Annotated in this window: 11 protein-coding genes; 10 read left to right on the top strand and 1 reads right to left on the bottom strand. The window is 71.4% G+C overall.

Translation table 11 applies throughout. From position 1 onward, the window contains the following. The 9 genes from HLB15_RS19120 to HLB15_RS19080 all read left to right on the top strand — a co-directional run. Positions 1 to 813: FtsX-like permease family protein (locus HLB15_RS19120; RefSeq protein ID WP_311979595.1), on the top strand; the 813-nt coding region annotated here is incomplete at its 5' end. A gap of 25 nt (positions 814 to 838) precedes the next feature. Continuing rightward, positions 839 to 1,786, top strand: a complete 948-nt coding sequence (locus HLB15_RS19115; protein ID WP_229785380.1) for an ABC transporter ATP-binding protein — start codon at positions 839 to 841, stop codon at positions 1,784 to 1,786. Beyond that, positions 1,783 to 2,505, top strand: coding sequence for an ABC transporter ATP-binding protein (locus HLB15_RS19110; RefSeq protein WP_171107612.1), 723 nt, complete (start codon positions 1,783 to 1,785; stop codon positions 2,503 to 2,505). The genes HLB15_RS19115 and HLB15_RS19110 overlap by 4 nt, the downstream gene beginning before the upstream one ends. Positions 2,506 to 2,752: 247 nt before the next feature. Beyond that, positions 2,753 to 4,414, top strand: a complete 1,662-nt coding sequence (locus HLB15_RS19105; RefSeq protein WP_171107609.1) for a peptide ABC transporter substrate-binding protein — start codon at positions 2,753 to 2,755, stop codon at positions 4,412 to 4,414. A gap of 152 nt (positions 4,415 to 4,566) precedes the next feature. Next, positions 4,567 to 5,493, top strand: coding sequence for an ABC transporter permease (locus HLB15_RS19100; RefSeq protein ID WP_171107607.1), 927 nt, complete (start codon positions 4,567 to 4,569; stop codon positions 5,491 to 5,493). Next, positions 5,486 to 6,448: an ABC transporter permease gene (locus tag HLB15_RS19095; protein WP_171107605.1), complete on the top strand. Its 963-nt coding sequence runs from the start codon at positions 5,486 to 5,488 to the stop codon at positions 6,446 to 6,448. The genes HLB15_RS19100 and HLB15_RS19095 overlap by 8 nt, the downstream gene beginning before the upstream one ends. Next, positions 6,445 to 8,190, top strand: a complete 1,746-nt coding sequence (locus HLB15_RS19090; protein ID WP_212760095.1) for a dipeptide ABC transporter ATP-binding protein — start codon at positions 6,445 to 6,447, stop codon at positions 8,188 to 8,190. Before HLB15_RS19095 ends, HLB15_RS19090 begins: the two co-directional genes overlap by 4 nt. Positions 8,191 to 8,457: 267 nt before the next feature. Beyond that, the gene (typA, locus tag HLB15_RS19085; RefSeq protein WP_373291098.1) at positions 8,458 to 10,401 is read left to right on the top strand and encodes a translational GTPase TypA; all 1,944 of its coding nucleotides are present in this window, start codon (positions 8,458 to 8,460) and stop codon (positions 10,399 to 10,401) included. Between the two features lie 100 nt (positions 10,402 to 10,501). Beyond that, positions 10,502 to 11,476 (top strand): PIG-L family deacetylase, encoded by a 975-nt coding sequence (locus tag HLB15_RS19080; RefSeq protein WP_229785378.1) that lies wholly within the window; start codon positions 10,502 to 10,504, stop codon positions 11,474 to 11,476. Here the strand turns inward: HLB15_RS19080 and HLB15_RS19075 are convergent. Continuing rightward, positions 11,433 to 12,002 (bottom strand): LURP-one-related family protein, encoded by a 570-nt coding sequence (locus HLB15_RS19075; RefSeq protein ID WP_229785370.1) that lies wholly within the window; start codon positions 12,000 to 12,002, stop codon positions 11,433 to 11,435. The genes HLB15_RS19080 and HLB15_RS19075 overlap by 44 nt on opposite strands. A 57-nt stretch (positions 12,003 to 12,059) precedes the next feature. On the opposite strand from HLB15_RS19075, the gene HLB15_RS19070 reads away from it, so the two are divergent. Then, positions 12,060 to 12,458 carry a hypothetical protein gene (locus HLB15_RS19070; RefSeq protein ID WP_171107603.1) on the top strand — a complete coding sequence of 133 codons (399 nt, stop codon included), beginning with the start codon at positions 12,060 to 12,062 and terminating at the stop codon, positions 12,456 to 12,458. Positions 12,459 to 12,943: the final 485 nt, after the last annotated feature.

The following is a 12,943-nucleotide window of genomic DNA, read 5'->3' as shown; positions in this document are numbered from 1 at the left end:
CCCGCGACGCTGGCCGCGCTCACCGGCCCGGCGCCCGACGGCGCGGTGCCCGTGATCCTCACCGACGCCGCGGCGGAGCCCGGCGTGGCGCCCGGCACCACCGGCATCACGCTGGCGGTCCAGGGCGGCAGCGTCCCGGTCCACGTGGTCGACGTCGTCGACGAGCTGCCGGGGCTGCCCGGTGGGCGCGCGCTCGTGCTCGCCGACACCGGTCGTCTGGCCGAGGCCACGGGGGAGACCGGCTGGGCACGCCTCGCGCTGGTCGGCCTGTCCGCCGGCGCCGACGGTGCGGCCGTCTCGGCGCAGATCGAGGAGCTGCTGCCGTCGGCGGTGGTGGACGACCCCGACCAGGAGGCGGCCGCGATGCTCGCCGCCCCGGTCTCGAGCGGGCTGGTCGTGGCGTTCGTGCTGGCCGTCGTGCTCGCGGGGCTGCTGAGCGCCGCCGCCGTCGTGATGACGCTCATGCTCGCGGCACCCGCGCGCGCCCGGCTGCTGGCCGTGCTGCAGACGCTCGGGCTGTCGCCGCGGCAGGGTCGGGGGCTGGTGGGGTGGGAGATCGGGCCGTGGGCGGTCATCGCGCTGCTGGTGGGCGCGGTGCTCGGCGTCGCCGTGCCGTGGCTCGTGCTCGCGGCGGTCGACGTGACGGCGCTGACCGGCGGGGCGGTCCAGCCCGCGCCGGAGTACGACCCGGTGCTGCTGGGGGCCGCGGCGGTGGGTTTCGTCGCCGTCGTCCTGGTGGCGGTCGGAGTGGCGGCGGCGCTGGGGCGTCGCGGCGAGGTGGCCGCCCAGCTCCGGATGGGGAGCGGTGACTGATGCAGGGACCGAGGAGGAGTACGCGATGAGCACGACCATCGAGCTGACGGACGGGGCCGCGGCCACGCCGTCGCGCCTCGTGGGTGGCGGGGAGATCCGGTGCGTCGACCTGGTGCGCATCTTCGCGACAGACGGTGTGGAGGTGCAGGCCCTGCAGGGCCTCACCCTCACCGTCGAGCCGGGGGAGATCGTCGCCGTGGTCGGGGCGTCGGGCTCCGGCAAGTCCACGCTGCTGACCATCCTCTCCGGGCTGGACACCCCGACCGGCGGCTCGGCGGTGGTGGCGGGGACGGACCTGCTCACGATGGGCCACGCCGAGCGGGTGCGGTACCAGCGCGCGACGGTCGGGTTCGTGTGGCAGCAGACGTCCCGCAACCTGTTGCCCTACCTCACGGCCGCGGAGAACGTGCGGCTCCCGCTCGAGCTGGCGGGCACGCTCCCGCGGCGCGAGCGGGCCCGGCGGGTCACGGACCTGCTCGACCTGCTCGAGGTGGGGCACGCGGCCGACCGCCGGCCGGGGGAGATGTCGGGCGGCGAGCAGCAGCGGACCGCGATCGCGGTCGCGATCGCCAACGACCCGCGGGTGCTGCTCGCCGACGAACCGACGGGCGAGCTCGACGAGGCCACGTCGGTCGAGGTGCTGGAGGCGCTGCGCGGCGTCAACCGGGAGACCGGGGTGACCACGCTGGTCGTGACGCACGACCCGACGGTGTCGGAGCACGTGGCACGCACGATCCAGATCCGCGACGGCCGCACCTCCACGGAGACGCTGCGCCGCACCGAGCTCGACGAGGACGGCGCCGAGCGGCACGTCGCGGAGGAGTTCGCGGTCGTCGACCGGGTGGGCCGGCTCCAGCTCCCGCAGGACTTCGTGCAGGCCCTCGACCTGCGCGACCGGGTGCGGCTCGCCCTCGAGCCGGACCACGTGGGCGTGTGGCCCGCCGCCCAGCGCCCGACCGAGGAGGACCGATGAGCGCCCCGACCACGACACCCGCCCGCACCCCCGCCCGCACCGTGCTGCGCGCGCAGGGGCTCACGCGCGTGTTCGGCACGGGCGCGGGCGAGGTGCACGCCCTCACCGACGCCTCGCTCGAGGTCGCGACGGGCGAGCTGCTCGTGGTGCGCGGACCGTCCGGCTCGGGCAAGACGACGCTGCTCAACCTGCTCGGCGGCCTCGACCGGCCGACGGCGGGCACCGTGTGGCTGGGCGACGCCGAGCTGACGGCGCTGGGGGAGCGGGACGTGCTCGCCGCGCGGCGTGACCGGATCGGTTACGTCTTCCAGTCGTTCGGGCTCGTGCCCGTGCTGTCGGCCGCAGAGAACGTCGAGGTCCCGCTCCGGCTCCGCCGCACCGCTCCGGCCGAACGGGCCCGCCGTGTGGCCGACGCGCTCGACGCGGTCGGGCTCGGCGGGCACGCCCGGCAGCGCCCCTACGAGCTGTCGGGCGGCCAGCAGCAGCGCGTCGGCATCGCCCGCGCGCTGGTCGCCGAGCCCGAGGTGCTGCTCGCCGACGAGCCGACGGGACAGCTCGACTCCGGCACGGCCGCCGTGGTGATGGACCTGCTGGCGCGGGTCGTCCACGAGCGCGGCGTGGCCGCCGTCGTCTCGACGCACGACCCGGAGCTGATGGCCCGTGCCGACCGCGTGCTCGAGCTGCGCGACGGTACGGTGGTAGACCGGGGCAACGGGTGAATTTCCTGGTGGGAGGCCTCACGGCGACTGTGTTACGGCTGTGAGAACCGCCTGGTCAGAACTGTTACCCGGTGTTACCCGCTCGTACCGAGATGGTCACAACTCGGTGGCGTTTCGGGGGTGGTGGTCATCACCATCTGCGTGGAGCGGTTACGTTAGGTCGTGATACCACGGGGCGCAAGGAAGCGCCCGCATCACTCCGGACGGCGTCCGTCGGTCCGGGGTGTACTGCTACCCAGGAGGACACGTGACACCTCGTAAGCGACTTGTGGGGCTCGGTGCGTTCGCGCTGGCCTCGTCGCTCGTGCTGACCGCTTGCGGCGGCAACGGCGGCGGCGACGACACGGGCGAGGGCGACGCCAGCACGGGCATCGTCTCCGTCGGCAACGGCGAGCCGCAGAACCCGATCATCCCGACCATGACCAACGAGACCTTCGGGTCGAAGGTCACGAGCAACGTCTTCGCCGGCCTCGTGTACTACGACGCCGAGGGTGTCGTGCACAACGAGGTGGCCGAGTCGATCGAGTCCGACGACAACAAGACCTGGACGATCACGCTCAAGGACGGCTGGACGTTCTCGGACGGCACCCCGGTCACGGCGCAGAGCTTCGTCGACGCCTGGAACTACGGCGCCTACGGCCCCAACGCCCAGAACCTGAGCTACTTCTTCGAGCCCATCGAGGGCTTCGCGGACGTGCAGGTGCCCACGGACGACGCGGGCGAGCCGACCGGTGAGGACCCGGCCGCCGAGGAGCTGTCCGGCCTCGAGGTCGTCTCCGACACCGAGTTCGTCGTCACGCTCGCGCAGCCCGAGTCCGACTTCCCGCTGCGGCTGGGCTACTCGGCCTTCTACCCGCTGCCCGAGTCGTTCTTCGACGACCCGGAGGCGTTCGGCGAGGCCCCGATCGGCAACGGCCCGTACGTCCTGGAGAACTGGGAGCACAACGCGCTCATCGAGCTGCGCCCCAACGAGTCGTACGCCGGTGAGCGCGAGGTCCAGAACGGTGGCGTCGACCTGGTCGCCTACACCGACGAGGACTCGGCCTACAACGACCTGCTCGACGGCAACCTGGACATCGTCACCAACGTTCCGGCGTCCGCGTTCGGCACCTTCGAGGACGAGCTGGGCGAGCGCGCGGTCAACCAGCCCGCCGCGGTGGTCCAGGTCATGAACGTGCCCGAGTACAACGAGAAGTTCCAGGGCGAGGCTGGCCTCATGCGCCGCCAGGCCATCTCGATGGCGATCGACCGGAACCAGATCACGGAGACGGTCTTCTCCGGTTCGCGCACGCCCGCCTCCGACTTCACCTCGCCGGTCATCAGCGGCTGGAGCGAGGACGTCGAGGGCAGCGAGGTGCTCGACTTCAACCCGGACGAGGCCAAGAAGCTCTGGGACGAGGCCGAGGCCATCGAGCCGTGGGGCGACGAGCCGCTGTACATCGCGTCCAACGCGGACAGCGACCACCAGTCCTGGATCGACCCGACCTGCAACGGCATCCGCGACACGCTCGGCATCGACTGCGAGTTCGACGCGTACCCGACGTTCGACGAGTTCCTCGACGCTCGTGACAACAACGAGATCAAGGGCCTCTTCCGTGGTGGCTGGCAGGCCGACTACCCGGCCATGAGCAACTTCCTCGGCCCGATCTACGGCACGGGTGCCGGCTCGAACGACATGGGCTACTCGTCGAAGGAGTTCGACGACAAGCTCAAGGAGGCCAACGGCGCGTCCGACCCGGACGAGGCGGTGGAGCTCTACAAGGAGGCCGAGACCATCCTGTTCAACGACCTGCCGGGCATCCCGCTCTGGTACAACAACGCCACGGGTGGCTGGTCGGAGAACGTGGACAACGTGGTCTTCGGGTGGGACAGCGACCCGCTGCTGTACCAGGTGACCAAGTCGGAGTGAGCCTGATCACGCCCGGGCGACCGGCGTGACGCTACGCTCCAGGTGAGGCGGGGTACGCGCGACGCGTGTACCCCGCCTTCCACTGTGTGCGGCGCACCGCCCCTGGCCTGTCCGGGACAATGGTTCGCTGAAACCGCCCAAGGAGAATCTCGATGCTTTGGTATCTCGGACGCCGACTCCTGCAGGTGATCCCTGTGTTCATCGGCGCCACCCTGCTCCTCTACGCCTTGGTGTTCCTGCGACCGGGTGACCCGGTGGCAGCCCTCGGCGGCGAGCGAGGACTGCCCGAGGCCGTGCAGCAGCAGATCAGGGCCCAGTTCCACCTGGACCAGCCCTTCTTCGTGCAGTACCTGTACTTCCTCAAGGGCATCTTCACCTTCGACCTCGGCAACACCTTCACGGGCCGCCCGGTGTCGGAGGTGGTCGCGGACGCCCTGCCCATCACCTTCCAGCTCGCCATCATGGCGCTGCTGATCGAGACGGTGTTCGGCATCGGCTTCGGCCTGTTCGCCGGTCTGCGCAAGGGCAAGCTGTTCGACTCGACGGTGCTCGTCCTGAGCCTCCTGCTCATCGCCCTGCCCACGTTCGTCACCGGTCTGGTGCTCCAGATCGTCGTCGGCGTCCAGCTCGACTGGCTGCCCGTCACCGCGGGGCGAGATCCCGACGTCGTGAGCCTCTTGATGCCGGCCGTCGTGCTGGCGACGACCTCGTTCGCGCAGATCCTGCGCCTGACGCGCACCTCGGTCATCGAGAACGTCACCGCCGACTTCGTGCGCACGGCGCGAGCCAAGGGCCTGTCGCGCGGCCGCGTCGTCAACCGGCACGTGCTGCGCAACTCGCTGATCCCCGTCGTCACCTTCATCGGCGTGGACCTCGGCAACCTGATGACGGGTTCGATCGTCACCGAGGGCATCTTCAACATCAACGGCGTCGGCGGCACGCTGTTCGACGCGATCTCGCGCGGTGAGTCCGTCACGATCGTGACGATGTCCACCGTCATCGTGCTGGTCTACATCGTCGCCAACCTGCTCGTGGACCTGCTGTACGCCGTCCTGGACCCGAGGATCCGTTATGCCTGAGAACCGCTACGAGAAGGCCCCGCGTCCGGGCCAGGGCCACTACGTGGCCGCACCGGAGGACGTGAAGGTCGGCGTCGTCGACGCCGTCTCGACCGACGAGGCGCCGTCGAGCATGTGGCGCGAGGCGTGGCGAGAGATGAGCCACCGCCCGCTGTTCTGGGTGTCGGTCGCGATGATCCTCGTCGTGATCGTCGTGGCACTGGTGCCCGGCCTCTTCACCTCGCAGCTGCCGCGCCAGGGGTGCAGCCTGGCGAACTCGTTGCTGCCCCCGTCGGGCGAGCACTTCTTCGGCACCGACAAGAACGGCTGCGACATCTACACCCGCACGCTGTTCGGGGCGAAGGCCTCCGTGCTGGTCGGTCTGCTGACCACCGCGTTCGTCGTCGTCATCGGCACCGTCATCGGCGCTGTCGCCGGCTACTACGGCGGCTGGCTGGACACGATCCTGTCGCGCCTCACGGACATCTTCTTCGCGGTGCCGTTCGTGCTGGCCGCGATCGTGATCCTGAGCATCGTCCCGTCGCGCAGCGCGCTGGCGGTCGCGCTGGTGCTCGCGTCGTTCGGCTGGACCACGATCGCCCGTATCACCCGCGGTGCGGTGCTGAGCGTCAAGAACAACGAGTTCGTCACGGCGTCGAAGGCGTTGGGCATGAGCCGCGCGGCCATCCTGTGGCGGCACGTGCTGCCGAACTCGGCCGCGCCGATCATCGTGTACTCCACGGTGGCGCTGGGCACGTTCATCGTCGCCGAGGCGACGCTGACGTTCCTCGGCATCGGCCTGGACCCGTCGACCGTCTCCTGGGGTGGCGACCTGTCCGCGGGCCGCTCGTCGATCCGTACCAACGCGGAGATCATGTTCTACCCGGCCGCCGCACTCGCCTTCACGGTGCTCGGCTTCATCATGCTGGGTGACGTCGTGCGCGACGCGCTCGACCCGAAGGCGAGGAAGCGATGACCACCACGATCACCCTCACCGACGGTTCCACCGAGGACGCCCCGGTGCCCGCCGAGAAGCGCGACGACAGCTCGCCGCTGCTCGACATCAAGGACCTGCGGATCTCGTTCACCACGGCGACCGGCACGGTCGAGGCCGTGCGCGGCGTGGACCTCACGGTCTACCCGGGTCAGTCCGTGGCGATCGTGGGCGAGTCGGGCTCCGGCAAGTCGACGACGGCGCACGCGATCATCGACCTGCTGCCCGGCACCGGCAAGGTGACCGGCGGGTCCATCACGTTCGGCGGGCGCGAGCTCGTCGGGCTCAAGCGTCGCGAGGTCGAGGACCTGCGCGGTCGCGAGATCGGCCTCGTGCCGCAGGACCCGATGTCCAACCTCAACCCGGTGTGGCGCATCGGCACGCAGATCGACGAGGCGCTCGTGGCCAACGGCTTCCAGGGCAGCAAGGCGGAGCGCACCGCGCGCGTCGCCGAGCTGCTCGGCGAGGCCGGCCTGCCCGACGCCGCGCGCCGCGCCCGGCAGTTCCCGCACGAGTTCTCCGGCGGCATGCGTCAGCGCGCGCTCATCGCGATCGGTCTGGCCTCACGGCCGAAGCTGCTCATCGCGGACGAGCCCACCTCGGCGCTCGACGTCACGGTCCAGAAGAAGATCCTGGACCACCTCGAGGGCCTGACCGCCGAGCTCGGCACCGCCGTCCTGTTCATCACCCACGACCTGGGCCTGGCCGCCGAGCGGGCCGAGCACCTCGTCGTCATGTACAAGGGCAAGGTCGTCGAGTCGGGGCCCGCGCTGCAGATCCTCAAGGACCCGCAGCACGAGTACACCAAGCGGCTCGTCGCCTCCGCGCCGTCGCTGGCCTCGCGCCGCATCCAGTCCGCGCACGCGCGCGGCACCGAGGCCGAGGACCTGCTCGCCGAGCACGCCGACGAGTCCGCGACGGCGGCGCCCGACGTCGTCGTGGCGAAGGACCTCACCAAGGTGTTCCACATCCGGGGCTCGCGCCCGGGCGCGCACACCGACTTCACCGCGGTGGACAGCATCGACTTCGCGCTGCCGAAGGGCCGCACGCTCGCCCTGGTGGGCGAGTCCGGCTCCGGCAAGTCGACGGCGGCCAACATGGTGCTGGGCCTGCTCGAGCCGACGTCGGGCACCGTGCAGTTCGACGGCAAGGACGTCGCCACGATGTCCGCCAAGGAGCAGTTCGCGCTGCGCCGGCGCGTGCAGCCGGTGTTCCAGAACCCGTACGGGTCGCTGGACCCGACGTACTCGATCTTCCGATCGATCGAGGAGCCGCTCGCGCTGCACCGCGTGGGCGACCGGAAGTCGCGCGAGAAGCGGGTGCGCGAGCTGCTGGACATGGTGTCGCTGCCGCAGGCCACGATGCGCCGGTTCCCGAACGAGCTGTCGGGTGGTCAGCGGCAGCGCATCGCCATCGCGCGTGCGCTGGCGCTCAAGCCCGAGGTGCTCGTGCTCGACGAGGCCGTCTCGGCGCTCGACGTGCTGGTCCAGGCGCAGATCCTGACGCTGCTCAACGACCTGCAGGCGGAGCTCGGGCTGTCCTTCCTGTTCATCACGCACGACCTCGCCGTCGTGCGGCAGATCGCGGACCTCGTGGCCGTGATGAAGGACGGGCGGATCGTGGAGCACGCGACCACCGACGAGGTGTTCGACAACCCGCAGCAGGAGTACACGCGCGACCTCCTGGCAGCCATCCCCGGCGCCAGCCTGGAGATCGGCGCCTGACCCCTCCCGCCGAGGTAGTCACCTGGCGAGGTAGTCACGCAGCGAGGTAGTCACCCAGACGGGTGACTACCTCGCTGTCTGTCTACCTCGCCCCATGACTACCTCGCCCCGTGACTACCTCGCCACGTGACTACCTCGGCGCAACAGGGAGTGATGCGGGCGACACCTGGGGATTTCGATTCGCGGGTAAGATGGTGCTGCCGCGAGACGGGTCCCCAGGACCAGGGTCCGCGCCCCCTGACCTCCCTTTCTGGAAATGAGTGCTCCGTGACCGTGCCTGCAACCGCGCCGACCTCGGCCCGCGCGACCCGATCCGACCTGCGCAACGTCGCGATCGTGGCTCACGTGGACCACGGCAAGACCACGCTCGTGGACGCCATGCTCCGGCAGGCGGGAGCGTTCTCCGCCCACCAGCAGGTGGACGACCGCGTGATGGACTCCGGCGACCTGGAGCGTGAGAAGGGCATCACGATCCTCGCGAAGAACACGGCGATCCGGTACGCGGGCCCCGCGGCCGCCGCCGGCGGGCAGCCGGACGGCATCACGATCAACGTGATCGACACCCCTGGTCACGCCGACTTCGGCGGCGAGGTCGAGCGCGGCCTGTCGATGGTCGACGGCGTCGTGCTGCTGGTCGACGCGTCGGAGGGCCCGCTGCCCCAGACGCGCTTCGTGCTGCGCAAGGCGCTGGCCGCGAAGCTGCCGGTCATCGTCGTCGTCAACAAGGTCGACCGGCCCGACGCCCGCATCAGCGAGGTCGTCGCCGAGACCACCGACCTGCTGCTCGGCCTGGCCGGCGACCTGTCCGACGAGGTCGAGGACCTCGACCTGGACGCGATCCTCGACGTGCCGGTCGTCTACGCGTCGGCCAAGGCCGGCCGTGCCTCGACCGAGCAGCCCGCCGACGGCGGCCTGCCGGACAACGAGGACCTCGAGCCGCTGTTCGCGACCATCCTCGAGAAGATCCCCGCGCCCACGTACGAGGAGGGCATGCCGCTGCAGGCGCACGTCACCAACCTCGACGCGTCCCCGTTCCTCGGCCGCCTCGCGCTGCTGCGGATCCACAACGGCACCCTGACCAAGGGCCAGACCGTGGCGTGGGCCCGGCACGACGGCAGCCTGCAGAGCGTGAAGATCACCGAGCTGCTGGAGACCAAGGCGCTCGAGCGCGTGCCGGCGCAGTCGGCGGGTCCGGGCGACATCGTCGCGGTCGCCGGCATCGCCGACATCATGATCGGCGAGACCCTCACGGACCTCGACGACCCGCGGCCGCTGCCGCTCATCACCGTCGACGACCCGGCCATCTCGATGACCATCGGCATCAACACCTCGCCGCTGGCGGGCAAGGGCGGCAAGGGCCACAAGGTCACGGCGCGCCAGGTCAAGGACCGCCTCGACTCCGAGCTCATCGGCAACGTCTCGCTCAAGGTGCTGCCGACCGAGCGCCCGGACGCGTGGGAGGTGCAGGGCCGTGGCGAGCTGGCGCTCGCCATCCTCGTCGAGCAGATGCGCCGCGAGGGCTTCGAGCTCACGGTGGGCAAGCCGCAGGTCGTCACCCGGACCATCGACGGCAAGGTGCACGAGCCGATGGAGCGCATGACGATCGACGTGCCGGAGGAGTACCTCGGCTCGGTCACGCAGCTCCTCGCGCAGCGCAAGGGCCGTATGGAGACCATGTCGAACCACGGGACGGGCTGGGTCCGGATGGAGTTCATGGTCCCGGCGCGCGGCCTCATCGGCTTCCGCACCCGGTTCCTCACCGAGACCCGCGGCACGGGCATCGCGTCCTCCATCTCGGAGGGCTACGAGCCGTGGCACGGCCCCATCGAGTCCCGGAACACCGGCTCCCTGGTGGCCGACCGCGCGGGCGTCGTCACGCCGTACGCCATGATCAACCTGCAGGAGCGCGGCTCGTTCTTCGTCGACCCCACGCAGGAGGTCTACGAGGGCATGATCGTCGGCGAGAACTCCCGCAACGAGGACATGGACGTCAACATCACCAAGGAGAAGAAGCTGACGAACATGCGGTCCTCGACCGCCGACAGCTTCGAGAACCTCATCCCGCCGCGCAAGCTCACGCTCGAGGAGTCGCTGGAGTTCGCGCAGGAGGACGAGTGCGTCGAGGTGACGCCCGAGGTGGTCCGCATCCGCAAGGTGGCGCTGGACGCCACGGAGCGCGCCCGCGCGGCTGCCCGCGCCAAGCGCGCCTGACCCCACCCGCCTCGTGTCGCTGAGTGCTGGATCCTCGCCCTCCCGAATCCCTGGAGAGGGCGAGGATCCAGCACTCGGCGTCTCCGGGGGTGTGGTGGGGGTGCACGCGCACCCGGACGACGAGAGCCTGTCCACCGGGGGCCTGCTCGCCGCCTGGGCGGCGGGCGGGCGACCCGTGTGCGTCGTGACGTGCACGCGCGGCGAGCGCGGTGAGGTCATCGCCCTGCCCGGCACGACGTCGGAGGGCCGCGCCGGTCTCGAGGGCGACGGTCCGGCGCTCGGCGCCTACCGCGAGACCGAGCTGGCCGCCGCGCTGACGGCGCTCGGGGACGGCCCGGACGGTATCGAGCACGCCTTCCTCGACCGGCTGTCCGGCCCCGACGGCGAGCGGCATCCGGGCTACGAGGACTCGGGCATGGCGTGGGTCGCCCCCGGTGTCGCGGGCCCGGCACCCGACTCGCCACCGACGGCGTTCGCCCGCGTGGCGCTCGACGAGCCGGCCGGGCGGCTGGCGGTGCTGCTGCGCGAGCGGCGTCCCGCCGTCGTCGCGACGTACGAGCCGGGCGGGGGGTACGGGCACCCGGATCACGTGCGGACGCATGCGGTCACGGTGCGCGCGCTCGAGCTCGCCGCCGACCCGGCGTGGCGTCCCGGCGGCACGGGGCGGGCCGGCGAGCCGTGGGCCGGGGCGGAGCTGTGGCAGGCGGTCGCGCCCGCCTCCGTCGTGCGCGCGGCACGGGCGACGCTCGCCGGGCTGCCCGACGCGCGCGCCCTCGCCGCGGCGCACGGCCTCACGTTCCCGGACCCGGACGAGGACCTGCCGCCGTTCGCGGTCGAGGACCTCGACGTCGCCGAGGTGGTGCGCGTCGACGTGCGGCCCGTGCTCGACCGGGTGGTCGGTGCCCTGCGTGCGCACGCGACCCAGGTGCAGCACGCGACGGCGCTGCCGCGGCCCGACGGTGAGGTCGCGGGGTGGTACGCCCTGTCCAACGGCGTGCTGGCGCCGATCCTCGCGACGGAGACGTACCGGGTCAGCGCTCCTGGAGGGCGTCGAGCGCGATCGCCATGGCGGTGACGAGCCGGCGGTCCAGCCCGGCGTCGTGGATGTCCACCACGTAGCGGTCCCGCAGGCCCCACTTCTTCTCGACCGAGAACGCCACGCGCCCGTCGACCACGAAGTCGAAGTGGTACGGCAGCCAGTCGAGGTCGGTGAACCGGCGCAGCAGCGCGACGGCCGTGCTGCGCTCGGCGCCCGTCAGCGTGGCGTGGCCCGGCTGCTCCAGGTGCCACGTGCTGCGCAGCAGCGACCGCGCGAAGTCCTTGCGGAACGAGCCGATGGGGGCGCCCGCCGCGTCGACGACGTCGTAGGTCGCGCCGAGGTCCATGATCTGCCGGGCCTTGAAGCCGAGCACGGGCTCACGCCTGCTGTCGTCGGTGTAGAGCGTCACCTGCTCGCGGAACGCCATGCGCTTCTGCTGGGCGAACGCGTAGAGCTCGCCCTCGGACCCGTCGGGCAGCGCCCCGCGCACCTCGTACTGGTTGACCATCATCCGGATGCGCTGGCGGACGACGAGCCGCGTCTGTGCCTGGAGCGTGTTCACCCGCCGGAGTGTTCCACATCGCAGAGGCCTCCCAGGCGGATGCTGGACAATGCGGGGGTGAACTCATCCGGACGTCACCTCGGACGAACCATCCTGCGCACGCTGCTCGCGGTCCTGCTGGGGGTCGTGATGGGCGCGCTGGGCACGGTGGTGCACCGGTACGGCGACGACTCGTGGTACCTGGGCCTGGTGCTCGCCCTGGCGCTCACGGCGGCGTCGGGCGTGCTCGCCCGTGCCTGGGCCGGTTACGGCACGCTCCTGGGCTTCGGTGTGGGCTGGGTCGGCATCGTCCAGGTGCTGTCCCTGCCGGGCTCGGGGGGCGACGTCGTCGTCCCCGCCGGTGTCCTCGGCCTCGTGTGGTCGTACGCCGGGGTGGCTCTGCTGGCGGTCGTGGCGTTCCTGCCCGCGTCCTGGTTCGCGGAGGTGCCTGCCCGGCCCCGGCGGCACGTCGCCTGAGGTCAGCGCCTCGTCGGACGGTGCGCCGAGCGCACCCGGAGGACGTCCGGCAGGATTGATACACAACCTCCACCTCGGGACGTCCGGTACGCGCGCTTGAGACGGATTCTCGGTCGATAGGATGCCCGGAGGGCGGCCCCGTCCAGCGGATTCCGCCGCAGGTCCGGTGCGCCCTGGACGACGCGGAGAGCCCGCGTCTCGGGTAGTTGCACGGAGCGTGCCGATGGGTCAGCCGACCGAGCGTGACGATTCGCTCGAGCCGACGTCAGACGAGAAGCAGGGGACCCCTCCTGCCCCGACGACTCCTCCCCGCCTGTCTCCGACGCGCCCAGGCAGCGCGCCGCGACAGCCGGTGCCGCCACAGGCGCGGCCTGTGCCGGGCCAGTCGGCCCGGCCCGCGACGCCCCCGGCGCAGGCCGGTGACCGGCCGCCGTCCATCCCGCCCGCTGCACGCGCTCAGGGCACGACGCCGCCCGCCGCCGGCG

This window comes from Promicromonospora citrea (genome assembly GCF_013004695.1).
Lineage (GTDB): Bacteria > Actinomycetota > Actinomycetes > Actinomycetales > Cellulomonadaceae > Promicromonospora > Promicromonospora citrea.
The sequence above is the reverse complement of the archived record's forward strand: the minus strand, read 5'-3'. Positions and strand labels throughout refer to the sequence as shown.

Bases quoted from the DNA above. Each gene is read 5' to 3' on its own strand.
- HLB15_RS19115 (WP_229785380.1), top strand. From the start codon at position 839: ATGAGCACGACCATCGAGCTGACGGACGGGGCCGCGGCCACGCCGTCG.
- HLB15_RS19110 (WP_171107612.1), top strand. From the start codon at position 1,783: ATGAGCGCCCCGACCACGACACCCGCCCGCACCCCCGCCCGCACCGTG.
- HLB15_RS19100 (WP_171107607.1), top strand. From the start codon at position 4,567: ATGCTTTGGTATCTCGGACGCCGACTCCTGCAGGTGATCCCTGTGTTC.
- HLB15_RS19095 (WP_171107605.1), top strand. From the start codon at position 5,486: ATGCCTGAGAACCGCTACGAGAAGGCCCCGCGTCCGGGCCAGGGCCAC.
- HLB15_RS19090 (WP_212760095.1), top strand. From the start codon at position 6,445: ATGACCACCACGATCACCCTCACCGACGGTTCCACCGAGGACGCCCCG.